This is a genomic window from Microvirga aerilata, from assembly GCF_016743775.1.
GTDB lineage: Bacteria > Pseudomonadota > Alphaproteobacteria > Rhizobiales > Beijerinckiaceae > Microvirga > Microvirga aerilata.
The window spans coordinates 62,491-82,017 of sequence record NZ_JAEQMY010000017.1; the positions used below are offsets into that span (position 1 = coordinate 62,491).

General features: G+C 56.9%; 15 protein-coding genes and 1 pseudogene. 11 read left to right on the top strand and 5 right to left on the bottom strand.

Annotated features, from left to right (window positions below; translation table 11 throughout):
* Window positions 1–19: 19 nt before the first annotated feature.
* Complete coding sequence (locus JKG68_RS13890) at window positions 20–2,800, bottom strand: glycosyltransferase (protein WP_202060383.1); 2,781 nt, start codon at window positions 2,798–2,800, stop codon at window positions 20–22.
* A 697-nt stretch (window positions 2,801–3,497) separates the two neighbouring features.
* Between JKG68_RS13890 and JKG68_RS13895 the strand changes: the two genes are divergently transcribed.
* The 7 genes from JKG68_RS13895 to JKG68_RS13925 all read left to right on the top strand — a co-directional run bounded on the left by JKG68_RS13895 (window position 3,498) and on the right by JKG68_RS13925 (window position 10,335).
* On the top strand, window positions 3,498–3,860 hold the full coding sequence (locus JKG68_RS13895) for a GtrA family protein (protein ID WP_202060385.1): 363 nt from the start codon (window positions 3,498–3,500) through the stop codon (window positions 3,858–3,860).
* Entirely contained in the window at window positions 3,857–4,927 is a 1,071-nt protein-coding gene (locus JKG68_RS13900) for an FAD-dependent oxidoreductase (RefSeq protein WP_202060387.1), read from the top strand. The genes JKG68_RS13895 and JKG68_RS13900 overlap by 4 nt, the downstream gene beginning before the upstream one ends.
* Window positions 4,924–5,967: a glycosyltransferase family 2 protein gene (locus tag JKG68_RS13905; RefSeq protein ID WP_202060389.1), complete on the top strand. Its 1,044-nt coding sequence runs from the start codon at window positions 4,924–4,926 to the stop codon at window positions 5,965–5,967. The genes JKG68_RS13900 and JKG68_RS13905 overlap by 4 nt, the downstream gene beginning before the upstream one ends.
* Complete coding sequence (locus JKG68_RS13910) at window positions 5,964–6,746, top strand: NAD-dependent epimerase/dehydratase family protein (protein ID WP_202060391.1); 783 nt, start codon at window positions 5,964–5,966, stop codon at window positions 6,744–6,746. Before JKG68_RS13905 ends, JKG68_RS13910 begins: the two co-directional genes overlap by 4 nt.
* Window positions 6,747–6,764: 18 nt before the next feature.
* Window positions 6,765–7,610 (top strand): sugar phosphate isomerase/epimerase family protein, encoded by an 846-nt coding sequence (locus JKG68_RS13915; protein ID WP_202060393.1) that lies wholly within the window; start codon window positions 6,765–6,767, stop codon window positions 7,608–7,610.
* Entirely contained in the window at window positions 7,607–8,410 is an 804-nt protein-coding gene (locus JKG68_RS13920) for a glycosyltransferase family 2 protein (RefSeq protein WP_202060394.1), read from the top strand. The genes JKG68_RS13915 and JKG68_RS13920 overlap by 4 nt, the downstream gene beginning before the upstream one ends.
* 548 nt (window positions 8,411–8,958) lie before the next feature.
* Complete coding sequence (locus JKG68_RS13925) at window positions 8,959–10,335, top strand: hypothetical protein (RefSeq protein WP_202060396.1); 1,377 nt, start codon at window positions 8,959–8,961, stop codon at window positions 10,333–10,335.
* Between the two features lie 227 nt (window positions 10,336–10,562).
* Here JKG68_RS13925 and JKG68_RS13930 read toward each other — a convergent pair.
* Window positions 10,563–11,597 (bottom strand): annotated as a pseudogene (locus JKG68_RS13930) (IS110 family RNA-guided transposase).
* A gap of 251 nt (window positions 11,598–11,848) precedes the next feature.
* On the opposite strand from JKG68_RS13930, the gene JKG68_RS13935 reads away from it, so the two are divergent.
* The gene (locus JKG68_RS13935; RefSeq protein ID WP_202060398.1) at window positions 11,849–12,421 is read left to right on the top strand and encodes an NUDIX hydrolase; all 573 of its coding nucleotides are present in this window, start codon (window positions 11,849–11,851) and stop codon (window positions 12,419–12,421) included.
* Window positions 12,422–12,490: 69 nt separating this feature from the next.
* Here the strand turns inward: JKG68_RS13935 and JKG68_RS13940 are convergent, their stop codons facing one another.
* On the bottom strand, window positions 12,491–14,440 hold the full coding sequence (locus JKG68_RS13940) for a PQQ-dependent sugar dehydrogenase (protein ID WP_202060400.1): 1,950 nt from the start codon (window positions 14,438–14,440) through the stop codon (window positions 12,491–12,493).
* A gap of 668 nt (window positions 14,441–15,108) precedes the next feature.
* Window positions 15,109–15,681, bottom strand: a complete 573-nt coding sequence (locus JKG68_RS13945; protein ID WP_202060402.1) for a peptidoglycan-binding domain-containing protein — start codon at window positions 15,679–15,681, stop codon at window positions 15,109–15,111.
* 452 nt (window positions 15,682–16,133) lie between these two features.
* On the opposite strand from JKG68_RS13945, the gene JKG68_RS13950 reads away from it, so the two are divergent.
* The 3 genes from JKG68_RS13950 (at window position 16,134) to JKG68_RS13960 (ending at window position 17,730) form a co-directional block, all read left to right on the top strand.
* On the top strand, window positions 16,134–16,538 hold the full coding sequence (locus JKG68_RS13950) for a winged helix-turn-helix domain-containing protein (protein WP_512699482.1): 405 nt from the start codon (window positions 16,134–16,136) through the stop codon (window positions 16,536–16,538).
* A gap of 19 nt (window positions 16,539–16,557) precedes the next feature.
* The gene (locus tag JKG68_RS13955) at window positions 16,558–17,046 is read left to right on the top strand and encodes a transposase (RefSeq protein ID WP_312890800.1); all 489 of its coding nucleotides are present in this window, start codon (window positions 16,558–16,560) and stop codon (window positions 17,044–17,046) included.
* A gap of 195 nt (window positions 17,047–17,241) precedes the next feature.
* Entirely contained in the window at window positions 17,242–17,730 is a 489-nt protein-coding gene (locus JKG68_RS13960; RefSeq protein WP_202060406.1) for an NUDIX domain-containing protein, read from the top strand.
* Window positions 17,731–17,907: 177 nt separating this feature from the next.
* On the opposite strand, the gene JKG68_RS13965 is transcribed toward JKG68_RS13960, so the two are convergent.
* Window positions 17,908–19,365, bottom strand: coding sequence for a phosphomannomutase (locus tag JKG68_RS13965; protein ID WP_202060408.1), 1,458 nt, complete (start codon window positions 19,363–19,365; stop codon window positions 17,908–17,910).
* Between the last annotated feature and the right edge of the window lie 162 nt (window positions 19,366–19,527).

Consider the following 19,527-nt stretch of genomic DNA (forward strand, 5'->3'; position numbering starts at 1 on the left):
CCCTCCGGAACTACGGGCGCTACGAACGTCGTTCCACAGGTTCAGACGCGACTGGCTGGCCTGCATTGTCAGACTGCCGATCACGGCTAGGCTTGCCCAATAGGTCTGACAATGCGGACTCGTAGTCCGCGAGCATTCTACGGGCATCGAATTTCTGCTCGGCGGACAGCCTTGCTTTGTGCTTCATCTGCTGAAGCCTGTCCGGATCCCTTGCAAGCTTCACAATAGATTCAGCGAACGCTGCGTAATCACCAGCATCACAAAGGAGACCGCTCACGTCCTGCTCGATCATTTCCGGCAAGGCCCCAACACTTGACGCAAGGACCGGAACCCCAAGAGCCAGAGCCTCCAGCACGACCACAGGGCGGCCGTCGAAGCGCGATGGGAGGCAGAGCAGGTCATAGGATGCAATAAAGGGAGCAACATCCGGAACGGCTCCCATGAGATGAAAGCGACCGGCAGGGAAGTTCGCATCGGTTACGGCAGCCTCGATCTTCTTCCTGAGGGGGCCTGCTCCTGTCATTATAAAGGTAACCGGCAGGCCCTCCGGCACCAGCTTGGCGACTTCAACGAAACCGAGCGGGTCCTTTTCTTCCGACCACCGCCCTGAGAACCCTACGATGACGGTGTCGCTCGAGATTTCCAATTGCTGGAGCACACCTTGGCTCTTGGGTTTTGGCGAGTAGCTCACGAGATCGAGGCCACTTTCAATCAGCCGAACCCGGCTCAATGCCTCCCCCTGCTCGAACAACCAACTGCGGACCTCTTGGTTCTCCACGAGATTGAAGTCGATGCAGTCAGAATATCTTCGATTGTTGGACGTGTGTCCAACGGTATTGAACAGGAGGTCGATGACCTTTAGATTAGGATGAAGAGCTTTCAGCCAAGGAAGCCTTTCATAGAAGGCGGCGCTTCCGACAATCCAGAGTAGATCAACCCGCTTCGACCTGATGAGGTAATCGATGAAGTCGTTCCAGCGATCCTTCTTGAGAAAGCGAGGGAGATGGTAAATTTGGTTCGTCGCGCTCTGGAACCATTCCGTGGTGTCGCCGTGTTCTGATCCTGCTTGCACGGTCGTGATGATGATGACCCGCCAGCCAACGGCGTTCAGATGCGCCACAATTGAACTCAGAAGGCGCTCCGCCCCTCCAATGATCAGGAATGGCAGCGCGAGCATAACGGTCGGTTGAGCATCGGCTATGTCACGGCCGAAACGATTGAGATTGCGCAGGGGCTCCGGGTGGCGCCGATCCTGAGCAGCCAGCTCCCTTGAGTGTTTAAGGGAATCAGGCTGCAGGACATCCGCATTAAGTTCGCGAACAGCCGATCTCTGATGCTCGATCGGCAAGACATCCTGCCCGCTGCTCAAGCTGACACCATGAACACGATATTTGAAGAGGCGCTCGCCAACGATATTCCAGAATCGAGCACCGAGAGCACCAAGCCGGACCCAGAATAGCCAATCCTCATGAACATGCCCGGTACTCAGGTCGGAGTCCCGGAAGCCCCCTGCTCTCTCCCAAAGTTCACGCTTGAAGAGTGCGCATGTCGGCACATAGTTGGCCTTGAGCAGATCTTCAAGGAGCGGCCGTTCAAGGCTGCCATAGCCGCCAGAGCGGTTACCAATAAACTCGACCCCGGTCGAAACCACATCATACCCATAGTGCTCCATGAAGAACACGGCTTTTTCGATGTAGGTCGGATCGATGCGATCATCCGCATCGAGACAACATATATATTTGCCGCGGGCGTGACTGATGCCGAAGTTGCGATTTGCGCCGGCCCGATGGGCTTCAGGCTGCAGCAGGATGCGTGTTCTCGGGAGTTCCATCTCGGCGAGTTCTTGCCGCGCTTCGAGGGAGCTCGATCCACCCTCCACAACGATAATCTCCAGATCCCGAAACGTCTGATCAAGGACGGATTGAACCGCCTCAGCGACAAAATGGCTGTAATTGAAGCAAGGGATGACGACACTGACCAAGGGGCGGTCCGCCGGCCATGGATCGAGACAGTCGGCACTGACTCCACCCTGAACTCCAGTCCTGCTGAGCAGTGCGACGGGCAGAGCGAAAGGATCAGGCGGTGCCAACTTTTCAGATTTTGAGCGTGCCGGACCGGACTTCGAAGATGACCGCCCCGGAACCTTGTTGCGGGGCAGCCGGGAAACATCCTCACGAAACTGTCCGGTCCTGAAAAACCGAACCATTGAGCGCAACTTCAAGGCACGCCAAGCGAATTTTAGTGTCCGCACGCTGGCTTGAGCCGCACTGGGATTGCTCCGGGCAAGATGCCGCAACGGAACGATTGCTCTCCAGCTGACACTGGAGGTAATTTCACGGAGAGTCTGCTTAGCCGCATCGCGCTCTTGCGTAAGTTCGTCGACGCGATGTCGAAGTTCCTGATATCGGCCCCTCAAATTGTCCACGTACTTGAGAATGTTATCATAGCGCTCTCTAACGTCTTCCGCGACCGATCCGGCGCCCCGAAGGCGTCGCTCCGCGGCAATCATAGCGTGCACCATCTGGGTGACGTTCAGGCGCCGGTCATGGGCTGCAATGGCCAATTCCCCATTGAGCTTCAGAATCTCCCGCTTATGCCTCTCAACTTCAGCTCGCAGGTCACTTATTGTTCGGTCAGAGTCCAGACGAGCATTCGCGAGCACCTGGCGCAATGACAGGATCTCAGTCTGGGCACGTTGAAGTTCTGATGAAATCCATTCTAAAGCAGAGTCAGATGGCCGTGCAGCATCATAGCCTTCGCTCAACTCTTGTAACGCTCTGGCCTGCGAAACGTCGGACACGTCACCCTCATGCCGCATTGGATTATGACCTTGGCCCAAATTCAATTGCTCCCAAGCCCTTCAAGTAATTTGAGACACCTAGCAATTTGACGAGGATATTAGCAATCCTTTCAGGTCGCGACGCCGCCAAACGGCGATGCTTAACTATCGGCCGAGTTCAAGCCTCTCTTCGAAAAAGGCCACTCACCAGCTGCAATCTTATAGTATTCAGTCGCGTCAAGGGAGATTAATTATGGCATATTCTGTATGAACTCCCAAGCATTAGGCAAAATAGCTGCAATACTTAGTCACCACAGTCCTTCAATTTAAGTAGAAGATAAGCAAAATTTTAGAGAAACCCATCTATCATACGAAGGTCGCTTATAATATGCTTCGGTTTATAAAACCAATAACACCATATCCAGGCCACCGACAATCACAGGACTAAGGCCCCTATTCGGACTGCGACAGGTTGCCATCCAACTAGGCAGCTAGACGTATCTGCTAGTTGATGAACTGTTCACACGGCCTCATCAAACGCCGTTGCGACGAGGCATTCTTAAAGCGGACTCCATCTGTTCCTTGAGTGAGCGGCCCTTAACCACCCTCTTGAAACCCGCATAAAAAGCTCTAAAAGTCTCGCCGCCGAAATCATAAGGAACCAATGTTGCCGAACCTCGACGCAACCACAAGTAGTTCACGCGAGACTGCGTCTCGAATGCTCGCTTTCCTTGCTGTCGGGGCGGTATCGAGCATCGCTTATCTCGCGGTAATGAGCGCAGGGAGGGGTTGGTTAGGATTATCCATCACCATCTCCGCCTTTTTTGCCTTCTGTATGGGTACGGCGATTTCTTATCTGGGCAATACGCTGTTCACGTTTCGATCCAAGGTGAATGGAGGCACTCTCGCTCGTTTCCTTTCGGTCGTGGTCGCTGGGCTTGTCGTTAATCAGGCAATTGCCTACGGACTTAATGAAGTAGGTGTGCATTACTTCTTTATCGCTCTCACAGTTTTCGTGGTTGTCCCTGTAATCAATTTCATAGGCCACTCCATTTTTACATATCGCGGGAAACGGCAGTGAATGAAGTCGGTGCCCTCATCGTCGGCGGCGGCTTCTACGGCTGTCACATTGCATTGGCCCTGAAGGAACTCGGCTTCAACCGGGTACGCCTGATCGAACGTGAGAACGGCCTGATGCGGCGAGCATCTTATGTGAACCAAGCCCGCGTTCATAACGGTTACCATTACCCACGATCACTACCCACCGGCATGAGCTCTAGGCGCAACTTCAGCCGCTTTGTTGAAGAGCACTCTTTCGCAATCGTACCAAATGTCCAGATGGTCTACGGCATTGCTCGGAACTCCCGCGTCACAGGTTCACAGTTCGCCCGCTTCTGCAGCGAGATTGGCGCTCCGTGCCGGGAAGACAAGCAAGCAATGGTCGAGTTGTTTGACCCAGCTCTCATCGAGACATGCTTCAGCGTGAATGAAATCGCCTTTGACAGCACTGCCCTGGCCCGAGATTTGGCCGTACGTCTCAATGCAGCAGGGATCGACTGCCGCCTTGGCGTATCCGGGCGTATATCATCCTGGAATGCCTCGTCCGTCCTGGTGGAAACAAGCGAGGGACCAGTTCGTGCACAGTACGTGTTCAACTGCACCTACGCATATCTCGACAGTCTCGGGATACGTACTCGCAACAGAATCAAGAAGGAACTCGCGGAAATTGCATTGGTTCAGCCGCCCCGGCAAATGAAGGGACGCGCGGTCACGGTTATGGACGGTCCCTTCTTCTCCTCCATGCCTTTCCCTGCACTATCATGCTACTCTCTCACACACGTACGCTACACCCCGCATATGTCTTGGTCGAAACCCGGTGACGATGCACTCCGCTTTGAAGGCTCCCGGTCAGAAGCCATGATGCGAGATGCGATGCGCTATATGCCTTGTATGAGCGACAGCACCTATCTTCGCTCGCTTTATGAGTTGAAAGCGATCCTGATCAGAAGCGAGGATAGCGACAGCCGTCCTATCGTGTTTGAGCAATCTGAGGACTCAGAGAGGATCTACTCCGTGCTCGGCTCAAAGATTGACAACATCTATGACGTACACGAGTACGTAAAGCAGAAGCTATGGCCCCTCCAATGACTTCCGACCAGAAATTCGACGCGATCACTGCGATCGCAGTGATCGAAAGTCGGATGCCGTCACAGGCGGTATTTCAATCACTTGAGACAGTCTTAGCCCAAGTGGCTGTGGACCATGAAATCGTCGTGATCGCCAATGACGTCACGTCCGAGATAGCGCAGAAGCTGCGGGAGATCACCGAGGCAGTTCCCAATGTGACAGTCCATTTCCTGGCTCAACGTGTCGACCGTGAGACTGCGGTCCTTGCTGGAATAGATCATGCTCTTGGTGACTGGCTCGTCGTCCTGACGCCAACAGAGGCGGAGGTGACAAGCCTACTACAGGTTTTGGAGAGGGCTGGTCCCTACGAGGTTGTTTTTGCGGGCGCGCGTGAGCCCGGAGATATCCCAGCAGTATACCGACGCACTGCCCGGCTCTATTTCCGCCTCTACGAGATTTTCAGTGGCTCGTCGATTGACTGGCCAGCTCCCCGGATTCGGGTTTACAGCCGAGCGGCTGCGCGTCACCTTGCCAGCCTTCTGGATGGAGAGTTTGCGCTGCGCTCGCTGAACTTTTCAGGGACGTTCCCTGGAACTCGTGAAACGGTCACAGGCTTGCCGCTCGCCGACTTGGAACTGCCCAGTCCCTCCTATGCGTTGCGCAAGGCACTTCGTGGCCTTCTCAACGCCAGCGCAATGCCGTTGCGGGCTGTCATTGGCACCGCTGTACTCACAGGCGGCGTGGCGGTCATCAGCAGCCTTTACGCCGTTCTCACTTATATGTTGAAGGAGAACGTCGCTCCCGGCTGGACGACCCTATCCTTACAGATCTCGATGATGATGCTTCTGTTCTCGGTCATGTTTGCCCTGATTGCCGAGTACGTCTTAAAAGTGTACCGGAGCATTGCGCCGCGGAGGAGAATAACTGTGGTACGCGAACTTCGTTCGCCTCTACGACGCCAGTCAGACCGGCTAAACGTCATCGACTCAGCAGGCTCATTCCAGCTGGGCGCTCCCCCAGAGGCAACACCCGTCACTTCAAAGTCGGAGCATACCCGATGACCCGCCGCGCTCTGATTGGTCACACAGGTTTTGTTGGGTCGAACCTGAGCTCTACCGGGGAGTACACCGATTTCTACAACTCCTCCAACTTCGAGAGCATGGCCGGCGAAGCATTCGACGAAATCGTATGCTCCGGGATCTCGGCTACAAAATGGCTTGCCAACAAAGAGCCTGAACGCGATTGGTCGAGCATCCAGTCGCTGCTGGACGTTCTGCGCCAAACAAGGGCCAGACGCTTCATTCTGATCTCCACGATCGACGTCTATCCGGATCCGAGCCAACGTCTCGACGAGGATGCCACAATCGAGAATCATCCTAACCATGCGTACGGCCGCCACCGTTTGGCGATCGAGACATGGGTCAAAGAGAGGTTCGCCGATCACATGATCGTGCGGCTTCCTGCCCTCTTTGGTTTGGGGTTGAAGAAGAATGCACTCTACGATCTTCTCAACGACAATGGCGTCGAGAAGATCAATCCTGCCGGTATCTTTCAGTGGTACCCCGTCGGGCGCTTGAGCAGCGACATCGATCGTGCGCTGGCTGCCAACCTCAAGCTGGTGAACCTGTTTACCGAGCCGTTCACGATGCGCGAAATTGTGGAGGAACTCTTTCCTGATGCGCCCGTCGGTCCTGTCGTCCAACCTGCGCCAACCTATGACCTGCGCACGAAGTATGCGGAATTGTTTGGCGGGCGGAACGGCTTCATCATGAATTCCAAAGAAGTCATGGCTGCCCTCAAGAGTTATGTCACCGCAGTACGCGACAGGCACACAACATAATTTCGAGGAGGTCCGCAGATGGATGATGGACAACGGTCGACGCGACAATTGTCGATATCCAATATAGCCTGGCCTGCCGATCAAGATGCCCAAGCGCTTGAACTGGTCGCGAAACTGGGCTTCGACGGAGTAGAGGTTGCACCAAGAAAGATCTTTGGCGATCTGCATGCGGTCTCTCTGGACACCGTGCAGGCCTACCGTCGGAGACTTCAGGATGCAGGGCTTGCCGCGAGTGCACTCCAGGCTATCTTATTCGGAGTCGAGGGCGCACACCTCTTCGAGAGCCCCTCATCACGAGATCGCATGGCCGCCCATTTGCGCCGCGTGGCTGAGATCGCTGACGCTCTCGGAGCTAGAGCTTGTGTCTTCGGCTCCCCGATTCTGCGTGACCCCGGTTCAATACCGTTGGATGAAGCGTCTGAGATAGCTGAGACATTCCTGCGCGTGATCGCTCCAGATTTTGCCAACCGAAACATTACCTTATGCTTCGAAGCTAACCCACCACTTTACAAGTGTCGCTTCGTGACTCGGACTGAAGAAGCCTATTCTCTGGTGGAGCGGGTGGCAGTACCTGGCGTCGCCATGCAGCTCGATACAGGCACGATGTTCATTAATGGCGAAGATCCTGACATAATCCGACGAACGGAATGCCAAATCAGACATTTCCATGTTAGCGAGCCCAATCTCGCGCCTCTCGGGACGAGTGGTGTCGACCATACTCCGTTGGCGAGCGCTGTGAAGACTTCAAACTACCCGCACTGGCTTTCCATTGAGATGAGAGCGGTGGACGATTGGCGGGGCGCGATACAGCAAGCCTACACCCTGGTCAAATCGCTCTACTATGATGTAAGCGGTACCGAATGACAGAACGACAGCCAACCCCGACTCCGTCAGATTGGGCCGTCCCCAATCACGAGCAGATCGAGCTTCGACCTCGATCCAAGCGCTATGCATTGGTGATCCCAGTGATCAATGAGGGAGAAAGGATACGCAATCAGCTACGGGCGATTCAGGACCTACGCCTTCCGGTAGATGTTGTCGTTGCGGATGGCGGCTCTACCGATGGATCTGTTGACACCGCCTTCCTGCGAGATGTCGATGTGAACGCGCTTCTGATTAAACGCGGCTCCGGGCGTCTCAGCGCTCAACTGCGTATGGCGTACGCTTGGGCCCTAGCGAGAGGTTACGAGGGCATCATTACAGTGGATGGCAATGGCAAGGATGGAGTGGAAGCCATCTCGCGCTTTATTACCGCACTCGATGATGGGTACGACATCATTCAGGGGTCCCGCTACAAACCTGGGGGCGAAGCAGTGAATACGCCCTTTGACCGGTGGATTGCCGGTAAGTTCATTCACGCCCCCCTTATAAGTCTCGGAGCCCGCTTCCGATTTACAGACACGACGAACGGCTTTCGGGGGTACTCGGCGAAAGCTCTTTTGGACCCGCGCGTCGCGCCTTTTCGTGATGTTTTTCTGAACTACAATTTGCTCTTCTACCTATCGGTTCGGATCCCACAACTCGGCTATAAGGCCTGCGAGGTCCCCGTAAGCCGTCGCTATCCTCGAAGCGGCAAGACTCCGACAAAAATTGCTGGATTTAGAGGGCGCTTCGCAATGTTTGGTGAACTGTTCGAGGCCGTTCGAGGAACCTTCAATCCTTAGCCATAGATCGATCGAATTTCAGTTTCAGCCAGCTTTGGAAGCTGCTGAAGACCTTGTAGAAATTTTCAGTGAAGTGGATCTGCTTTGCCAGCAGGAGAGGCGGCAGGTCCAGGAGACTAGGCAAACTACCAAACAGAAAATTGCTCTAGCGCTCCACACGGAGCAGAAGAGCCGCTTCGAACAATCGGCTCGTCAAACATGGAGCATCGGATGGGTTCTCGAAAATCGGGTTACTCGTCACGTCCGATGCTTTAGACGTTGCCAGCACCTCATCAGGGAGGACGTATTGGCTCCAATGACCGAAGCTTAGAGCGTCATTGATGCTTAGTTCAATGAACTACGATGGATGCCTCACTACTCTCGTATAGATGACCCGCTGTAGCAGTTGATGAGCCAAGCACAATTTAATCCAAACAGCCGCGGAAACTCAATTCTGTTATCCAAATCCTTTTATATTGCCAGATCCCTTAGACAGTTGTAGGCACCATTGCTCATTTATTCACGCTGCCAAGCGCTCCTTGTTTCGGGCGGGGACAATGCATACGAACTTGAAATTCAAGGACAAAACGGAAAGTCGGCTGATCTTCGCTGTTATGCTCGGCATTTTCTGCTTTTCGTTCATGTTCAACAATCTACACGTTGTGACACATTATATTCCGCTCGACTCGTACTCGCTCGCGACGTTCATTAGACCTACGATTCTAGATAAGCAGTACGGCTTCCTCTATCCACTTGTCGATGAACGGGGACAATTTTACCTCTCTCAATTTGGCTTGCATGGCAGAATTTACCAATTTCTCTACTCTGCTCTCCCTCTAGAGCCGGATCGACTCACAATTTCACTGCAGAGAGGAGCCGGATTCATGTTCTGTGTACTACTAGCAGGACTATTGTTACATCTCCGACCAGTGTTCGGAACGATACCGGTTTTGATATCCGCTGTTCTCCTTTCGTTGTCCCCCCGCCTGATCCAGTACGCTAATGATATCTACTGGCTTGGTGCGTTAGCCCTGCTGCCCATGTTCCTCGTAGCAGCTCTGTACGATCCCTCGGGCATGTCAAAGAAGGGACGGATTCTTCCTTGGGCTCTACTTCTCGCCTCCTACGTCAAGTTTCTCTGTGGCTACGAGTTCGTCAGCACGATAGCCTTGGCACCAATATTCTTTGTGCTCTTGCGTGAACCTACGCGCGAGTGGTTCTCCTGGCGCGTAATCCGGGCAATTATGTTAATGAGCGCTGCTCTCGTCGGCGGCTTCGCTCTCGCGATGGCAACACACTTGATCCAAGTCTATTTCGTGAGCGACATCAATCCAGTTCTCTATCTATCACAGCAAGGCAGAGCTCGCAGCGTAGGAGAAGCCTACCAAGCGCTAGTGTTACAGGACATAGTTCCGGGACGGATCCAACAAATCAAGCAGGCTCTCGTAGCCAGTTTCGGGTTTGATGAGGGCGCTGTCTCAGCATTCCTAGACACCATCGCCAATGGATATTGGAAATCTGGAGCAACAATTATTCTCTCATACTTCACAACGACTATGATTGGCACAGTCAACAATCCAGCTCCTTACTACTACGTTCTACCCTTTGGTGGGGGGGTGCCGTTTGTTTACGGACTTCTGATAGCAATTATTCTGCTGCCGGTCGCCTTCCTCTTGCGGAGGACGAACGCCTCGCTAGAATGGCTGCCAAGAACCGGCATCGTTGCTATTCTAAGCATTCTGGCTCCTATGAGCTGGTACATCCTTGGCTTCGGACATTCCATTATTCACTCCTTCGTTACGGTGACACTGCTATTTCTACCCTTGGCTGTTCTCTGTATGCTGTTTGCGGTTGCAACCGTTTCAGAAATAGTCCGAGCCGCATACACTCGCTTCCAGCCCATTGTCTCGCGCGAACGCAACAGCCCTTCTGTAATGGGCCGTTGAGTGTCAATCCCCTGAGTGATCGTCGCGTCGCCAGGCTCATGCTTCTGTCCGTGGTTGGCATCGGGCCGCCACACCATGCCATCAGAGAGGATCCGGTGAGCCAATCTAGCTGCGCGTGATGAGGCAGGACCTCTGTCACAAGGGCTGTTGCGGCTTTGCTGGCTCCTTCGTCCCGGCGACGGGACCTCAGAAGAACGGGAGTTCCCGCCCTGAACGCGCTTCTCAGATCAGGCTGCCATCGTGGCCTCCTTGCTCCAGCGAAAGGTGGTTCCGTCCACCCAGATGCGATGCAAGACCGTGGCTAACTTGCGGGCCAGCGCCACCTTGGCGCGCCGCAAGCCACGTCGCCGCGCCACGTCCACGGCCCAGCGCTTGAGAACCGAGAACCGCGTCGCATGACTGAGCATCACGTTGGCGGCCTCGTAGAGCGCCGTGCGCACCATGGCATCGCCTGCCCGCGTGATGCTGCCTGTCACATCGGTCCCACCGGATTGATGCTTCTTGGGTGTCAGGCCGAAGTGCGCCCCCACGGCCTTGGAGCGGGTGAACCGAGCCGGATCGCTCACCGCTGACTTGAATGTGAGGGCCACCTGCGGGCCGACCCCGGGCACCGTCATCAGCCGGTGGCAGACTGTGCCCTGGCGCGCGGCGGCCAGCATCTGCTTATGCAGCACATTGCATTGCGTGCGCAGGGCACCGCGGGCTTGGAGCATCGGCCCGGCCACCTGCTCGAGCATCGGATGACCGTCGATGAGTTCGCGCACACGCGCCTCAAACCCGGACCGGGTCACCACGCCGAGCTTGAGCCCAAAACCCCGCAGGATGCCGCGAAGACACAGCTCCAGGTCGAGGAGCTTGGCCTGCAGTTGCTTGCGAGCGGTCAGGAGGGCACGGATTTCCTGCGCCGCCAGGGTTTTGCAATGCACCGGCCGGTACCAGCCCATGCGCACCATCTGAGCAATGCCACGGGCGTCCTTGCGATCCGTTTTGACTGGCATGGCCGAGAGGGCCGCTTTCACATGTCGCGTCTCCAGCAGCACGACATCAAAGCCGCCATCGAGGAGACCGGCCTATAGCCATTGGGAGAGTGGCCCGGCCTTCAGGCCGGTCCTGACCGGAGCCGGCTCCAGCTGCTGGACGAACCGCACCAGGGCCTCTGGCTCGCTCGGCACTTTGAGTTCGCGGCGGATTTTACCCGTGGCATCCACCACACAGACACTGCTCAGTTCCAACGAGACATCAATTCCGGCATACTGCTCCATGGCTGTCCCTCATGATTCTTGGGGCCGATCACCTCGGACCCCGTTTCCAACACCATCACTTTGAGGGACAGCCGCTACGCTACTTCGCGAGCGGCAGGCCCATTACGGCCTCTAGCAGAGAAGGCGATGCGATCTACTAGCAATCTCAGTCAAGCTCCTTAGAGGTATATGACTGCAATACTCCAAGCTTTTCGGCGTGCCATACGGCCACTCAGACTTTGATTACACACCCATTCTGGCTATATCGCCTTATGGACAACAAATTGCTCCCCTGGCGGGTGAAAGGATCCCGCCACATTCATAGAGATCGCTGGATCAGTGTCAGAGCCGACGATTGCGTCACGGCAAACGGCATCGACGTCTCTCCCTTCTACGTGCTTGAGTATCCCGACGTGGTGCTGGTGCTGGCCATCACGACCGGCAATCAGGTTGTTCTTGTTCGGCAGTATCGGCATGGCCTCGGCGCTGTAACAACGGAACTCCCTGGCGGGATCATTGATGCCAGCGATCCTGATCCGATCGCCGCGGCGGCTCGGGAGCTGGTGGAAGAGACGGGCTATGTCTCGGATGACTTGCGCGTCGTGGGGAGGCTATCGGCTGGCGCAGCCAGCCGGACCAACCTCTTCCATGTTGTCTTGGCGCTGAACGTAAAACCTGAGGCGGCACCTAAGCCGGATCCGACAGAGGCAATCGACGTTGAGTTGGTCGACTGCGCTAAAGCGGTGCGGATGGGCCAAGCGGGCGAACTCATCCAAGCTCACGATGTCGCGGCGCTTCTTCTTGGGCTCAGCGCGGCCGGCAAGCTGAATCTGGCTATGATCTGAACATCAAGAATCATGGCCCAAACGCCGCAAGGAAGGGCTTTAGAAGGGCATACCAGCAGCTTTGATAGCTCACAAAAGAAGATCAACTGCCGCCAACGTTTGGACATTGGCTAGACGGATGAGACCTTCCGCCGCTAGATCACTATCCGTGTTGATGAGGACGCGCGCCTCCGAGCCAACGGTCTCATACCGGACTTGGCCTGCTCCGCTAAATGCGTCCCGACCAATGAAGTCGAAGGTCTGGTTGCCTGCAGCCAGGCTGTCGGCATCTATCCGAGCCAAATCAAGACGATCCCGCGAACGGTGGCTAAAATCCAGCACAAGGTCTGCTTGGCCGGCGTTGGGAGACGTGTGCCTGACCGATTGCCATTGAAACACATCGGCTCCAGTTCCGCCTTTTAACGTGTCCTTGCCGCTGCCGCCCAAAAGCATGTCTTTCCCAGCTTCGCCATAGAGAGTGTCATTTCCAGCACGGCCCGAAACGTTGTCGTCACCATACCCTGCGCGAAGAACATTTCTGCTTGAGGAGCCCTTCAGCACATCGTTGAACGCGCTGCCGGTCACGCCCTGGATGCCAGATAGGCGGTCTCCAGAAGCGTCTCCTCCTGCTTGAACCGCTTTCGAGAGATCGACGACCACTCGTCCGAGTGAGCCACTGTAGATGACATAGTCAAAGCCGTTGCCGCCGAATAGGCGATCCGCGCCAGGCCCGCCGCGGAGAAGATCGTTGCCATCTCCACCATAGATGGTATCGTTCCCGCCACCACCGAAGATAGTGTCGTTTCCCCGCCCTCCATTGAGAATATCTGCGGCATCGTCTGCGGGATTGAGGCCGGTGCCGGACTTGAGGTCCAAGCGGAAGATCTTACCACTGTAGTCAACGATGTAGAGGTTGCCGGCTGCATCCTCACCCATTGACGACACAAGACCAATCGGGCCGCCGCTAACCGCGACACTCCCGGTCAGGTCTGTGAACCGCCATGAGCCGGACACGCGCTGCAGGGACCAGATGTCACCGCTGGAAAAATCGGAGAAGAAATAGTTTCCCTGGAAATCCCGCTCAGGGCCTCGATAAACATAGCCGCCTGTCACTGCCTGGCCCATGTCGCGCCCGTAGGCATAGATTGGGTTCGTGTAGGCCGGAAAAGATGCGGCATTGAATGGGCCTTCCGTGAGGCTCCAACCGTAATTGGCCCCGGATCGCCCAAGATCGATCTCCTCGAAACTGCCCTCGCCGACATCACCGATGTACATCTCACCGGTTGCTCGGTCGAAGCTCACGCGCCAAGGGTTGCGCAGGCCAGCTGCATAGATGCCTGTTCCGATCGCGCTGCCCTCAATCCCTGTAATCGCGGATGGATTGTCGGCTGGCAGGGCATAGTTCCTGTTGGGATCGGCAGGGAAAGCATCGGCATTCACATTCAGCCGGAGGATCTTGCCGAGTTGATTGTCGACGCTCTGGGCATTCGCCCTGAAAGCCCCGTCACCGGTGGCGGCATAGAGGTACCCGTCAGGGCCAAAGCCGATCCATCCGCCGCGATGGTTCGTGGTCGACGAGGGATAGTCGATCTTGGTGATGAGCCGCATGCTGGCGGGATCGGCAATCAGAGGATTGGACGCAGATACCTTGTACTCCCGGATCTCCACGTCTTGGTCGGTTGTGCTGAGATAGACGTAGAACTTCCGGCTCGTTGCATAGTCAGGAGCGAAGGCAAGCCCGAGAAGACCCTGCTCACCGCTCGTTGCAATCTGAGACGACACATCGAGGAACGGGGTACCTATGGTTTGTCCGGTGCCGGTATCGTAAACCTTCACCCGCCCTCCCTTCTCGAGAATGAAAAGGCGGCTTGGATCACTTGGGGTTGATGTGAGATACAGAGGATTATTCAGGCCGGCAACGATCGCAGTGACTGCCACGGTGTGTGGGCTCCCGGCATTAGGATCGTACCCGTAAATTGTGTCTGCGGAACTGGTCCCAACCAGCCTGTCTGAACCTTGACTCCCTGTCCGTCGTGCCATGGCGGCCTCCTGCGGATCAGCCCTAGCGCGTGATCGCGATGACGTTCTATTGTAGGATCAGACTATATAGAGGTGGCAAGTGTTATCGGCAGGCCTATCCGTACGAAGGATGTTCTGAGCGATCCAGGCCCACTCGCAACCACTAACGGCATAGCGCCGCTGGGTAACGAGACCCGGCTCGACTGTCAGCTTCCGTTGCGGGTTCTTGGGCCTGCTCATCCGCATCCGACCCGCCGAGCGCCAATAAGTAGCATGGTGCGGCTGTGGATAGCGGGGTGCTATCGTCTCGCTGGCCTTCGGGCAAAAAGAAAGCGCTTCCCCAAGGTCAGCGCTTAGGTTCGATCGTAGGGGCAACCTCGGATCGGGGCCACTGGATAGCTTGCTATCCTTGTTGAGACCAGAAGCTGGGTCCGGCTCATTGGAGCCACAGATCCCCCGCCCGGAGTAGAGGCGGCTTTATCGGTTCGCCTCTCTAGCTTCCTGCAGCTTCCGCGTCGTCTCCACGATTGCGTCAGCCGCCGGAGAGCCCCGGATCCCGACCACCCCACGATTGATTTTCGGTCTTGCTCCGCCATTCCTCAGACTAGGTGCTGACGGGCTGATCGGTGAGTTCGGAGATGGGGTTGATGTCGCGAGAGCAGGCTATGCGGTGTGTGCCGTTCAGATGATTACGGCTGCGCAGACGTTCGGCCGTTCTTGAGTGCTCTCAGGGTGTTGGTTCCAAGCTGCCCGGTGACCGGCAACTCTTGCCTTTGCTGGAAGGCTTCAACGGCCCGGCGTGTCCCGGGGCCGAATACTCCGTCTGCTTCTAAAGGACCATATCCCAGCCCTGTAAGCGCCTGCTGTGCATTGCTTATCTCTTCCTTGGATAAGAGGATGCTTCCGACCTCGGTCAGGTCAGTCTTCCCGTCCGGGGCTGATGTTTGAGATGAAGGCCTCGAAGGCCGAGGCCGCATAGTGTCGATCTCGCCACTTACGCGGCCACGAAGATACTCCAGGTGTTTCAGTTCCTGGGTGGCGGCAGCAATCTGCTTCTGGATGTGCTGTAGATCCTGGCTTGCGTCCTTGAACCGCTCCAGTTCGGCAGCAAGAGCGTCGCGTCCGGCGTTGGCTGTCTCGGAGGCTTGGGACAAGCGGGTAATTTCAGCCTGTGCATCCGTCTTGGAGGAGTGAGGGCCAAAGATGGAGAACCCATAGAGAGCCCACCCCACCACGGCGGCAGCTACTGTCAGATGATTCATAACCACGCGTCCCAATCAATCTTACTTCTTGCCTGCCGCTGATATGGGCTACCTGGGATATGGCATGAAGGGCTGAAGGGGCCCTTAACTCAGACTCGTCTGCGAGATCAGTAGGACCAGAGAGGCCTAGGTCTAAGTCCATCAGGATCGACGAGCAGGGCTCTAACGCGGGAGTTGCAGTCTCGCCCCATCAAAAATCCTTCTTTGGTGCGCTTCCGCCCGGAAGCAATTCATTGCGCTCGGACTTCAGATTTCCAAGTGCTAACTGGCACTATTGATCTTCACGCGACAGGTGTAACATAGGGCGGTGTCCGTCATCGTGAGGAGGTGCGCGATGGAAGGCAACGTTTGGCGGCCGACGCATCTGACGTCGGAGCAGATGGAGGAGCGTCGCCTGGTGGCCGCGACGCTGTTGCGCCAGGGACAGCTCTCAAGCCGCCATTGCCCGGCGTGTGGGGGTCAGCCGCGCCAGTGTCTGCCGCTGGGCCGCCACCATGGCCCAGGAGGGCCCGCGTGGTCTGGAAGCGCGCCCCATCCCGGGACCATCGCCCCGCCTCGATGAGAAGGCCTGGACGCGGCTGGGCCGGCTGCTGGATCGGGGTGCGGTGGCGGCGGGCTTTGCCACCGAACGCTGGACGCTCGAGCGCATCGCCGCTCTGATCGAGCGCGAGTTCGGGGTGCATTATCATCCGCGCTACCTGGAGCGGCCACTGAAGGCGCACGGCTTCAGCGTGCAGCGTCCCGCCACAAGAGCGAAGGAGCGCGATGAGCTGGTGATCGCGGTCTGGCCCAAGCAGGACTGGGTGGCGCTCAAAAAAGGCGCGCCGGGAGCAGCGCACCCTGGTCCTCTGGGATGAGACCGGCCACAGCTTCCGGATCCGGCCGGGCGCGACCTGGGCACGGCGCGGGCTTACCCCAGTGCTGCGGCGGGTGAGCAAACGACGTGAGGTGTCGAGCATCGTGGCGATCACGCCGGACGGGCGGCTGTATGCCCGTCATTTCCGCACGAGCATCTCGAGCCGCTGTGTCATCCAAGCCCTGCGCTTCTTCCGTCGTAAGATCGGCACGCCGCTGCTGGTGGTCTGGGATCGGCTCAACGCCCACCGCTCACCGGCGACAACGGACTTCATCGCTTCGCACGCGCAGGACTATGCGGTGGCCTATCTGCCAGCCTATGCCCCGGAGTTGAAGCCGGAAGAGCAGTGCAATGCGCTCGTCAAGCGCGCCATGGCAAACGCTCTGCCTGGCTCAGTCGACGACCTGCATCGGCTCGCCCGGCGCGAGTTCGGCCGCCTCAAACGGCATCCCGAGATGATCGTCCGCTTCTTCCGCCATGCAGGCCTCTCCGTTACCGGCATCCCGTGAAGATCATTAGTAACGAGATAACATATAAGCATTGCGTCGAGGCGGGTATGTATCCAGATGGGAGAAGCAGATCACAGGAAATAGGCTCTTAAGACTATCCTGGTTGCGCACCTCGATCCGTATTTCAAAGCTAACCAGCTGATCCTGTGCTGACGGATGCATCCAACGAGCGCTGTGCCAAAAGTGAGAACCTAGATGACAGATTTTGAAGCAAGCTATGTTGGTCAGCTGCGGCAACTCGTAGGCCGTCGTCTCGTCCTAATTCCGAGTGCAAGGCTCTTGGTAGAGGCTTCGAACGGGCAAATTTTGCTGCAACAACGGCGTGATTTCGGCACCTGGGGCTTACCCGGTGGCAACGCTGAAGAGAGAGAAGGGCTGCAGGCACTCATTGCACGGGAGGCGGCCGAAGAAGCTGGCATTAATGTATCAGACGTTCACCCATATGGCTTTGCAGATAACCCTACCTACGAAACAATCCACTTCCCAAATGGTGACACCTCTCAGTACTTTGCAATGCTCTTCTACACACGCTCCTATACTGGCACAGCACACGTTGCCGATGACGAGAGTCTCGATGTTCAGTGGTTCTCACCAAAAAATTTGCCGCCAATGGCAATGAATCATTTGCGCTCCGTCGAGGCTTATTATCGCTTCCAGGCCACAGGAGAGTTTCAATTCGTTTGATACCTCAAGATGTAATGTTATAATGTTTTGCATCAGGCATCTCAATCAGCTTTGAGCAGAACGGATTGAGCGGAGAGAGTTCGTCCGCGATGCCAAGGAGGTAGTCTTCAGCTTATCGGGATCCGATTAGGGCGAATGTGCGCACCTCACCTCCCGATTTGGCATTGCGTTCACTCATCAGAAAATCCACCGCTTAGCCTCAGCCAGCCCCCAATTCAGGAGATCGCCCGCCCTCTCCGGCGTCATTGCCTCCACATAGACGCGCAGTTCCGGCGCATTGCCTGATGGACGGAAATGGACGACCTCTCCGTTCTTAGCCATGATCCTCAGGCCATCGCGGCTGTCGTGCCCGGCTGTACCGCCAAGGGAGACCATTAACTCGGAGCGGAAAGCCTCATCTGCCTGCAAGCGGGCCACGAACGCGGCGCTCCTGTCCGTTGGTACGTTCTGCAGGCGGTTGCTGGCTGCGGCCTTAAAGCCGAACGCCGCCGCCACCTCGGTCAAAGGCTTGGCCTGTGAGAGGATCTCACCGAGAGCACAGAGGATAGGCAGCATCGCATCCCGGGTTGGAAGAGCAGCGAGGCGGCGGCCCTCCCGGACAATCTCAGAGCCCAGCAGAACGCCGCCATTGGCCTCGAATCCCACGACCGCCCTCGCCCCGGAGCGAGCCGCCTCGGCCATGCCTTCGATGACATAGGGTGATCCGACCCTGGTGCGAATCACCTGCTCGAAGGCGCCTGAGGTCTCCAGGGCAGAGTTTGAGGTCACAGGCGTGACGATGGCGTCCGCTCCCAGATACCTGGCCGTGATGGCACCGACCAGATCGCCGCGCAGGAAGGAGCCGGCGGCATCGGAGATCAGAGGACGGTCCGCGTCACCGTCAGTGGACACGATGGCGTCGAGCCGCTGCTCCCCGGCCCATTGCCGGGCTAGCACCTCGTCCTCCTCCCGCAGAGCCTCGGTATCCACGGGGATGAAGCTTGTCGCGCGACCGAGCGGCACCGCCTTTGCGCCCAAGGCCTCGATCATCTGGACGATCACGTCCCGGGCCACGGAGGAATGCTGGTACACGCCCACCGTGAGCCCCGATAAGGCGCCGGCCCCAAAGAAATCCCGGTAGCGCGCCGTGTAGGCGTCGATCAGGTCGATGTCCGGTGTTGCGGACGTGACGGCTCTGGCGTGCTCGGACACGGCGCCGATGGCCAGCCTGGCATGCCAGGACAGGATGCCGGCCTCGTCTTGTTTGTCGATCTCGCCCTGAGCCCGGTAGAACTTCAAGCCGTTGCGATCCTCGGGGATGTGGCTGCCGGTGACCATGATGGCCGGAAGGCCGAAGCGCATGCCGTGATAGGCAAGCGCCGGGGTGGGCAGAGCGCCGCAATCGAGCGGGATCAGCCCCGATTCCTGCAAAGCAGCGCAGCAGAGCTGGGCAATGCTGGGGCTGCTTTCCCGCAGGTCGCGCCCGACGAGCACCACGTTCCCGGCTGCCGCCGCCGAGCCGTCCTCCTTGAGCATCTCGGCAAAAGCGCGCGTATAGGCAAACGCCGGAACTCCGTTCAGCTCGACAACAAGACCACGCAAACCGCTCGTGCCGAATTTGAGGGATGATTGAGCCTGTCCCGGAAGTGTGTCCATGCTAAATGCCTATTGCTCTCTTAAGTGCGCAATTGTTGCCTGCCCGACAAAAAGGGGCGGATCTCCCGGATGCGGAGACTTAAGCAGGATTTCGATCGTGACTGCGCAAAGTCAACACACCCGGTTGGTGCTTGCAGGTCATCCTCATGGAACAGTAAGCAC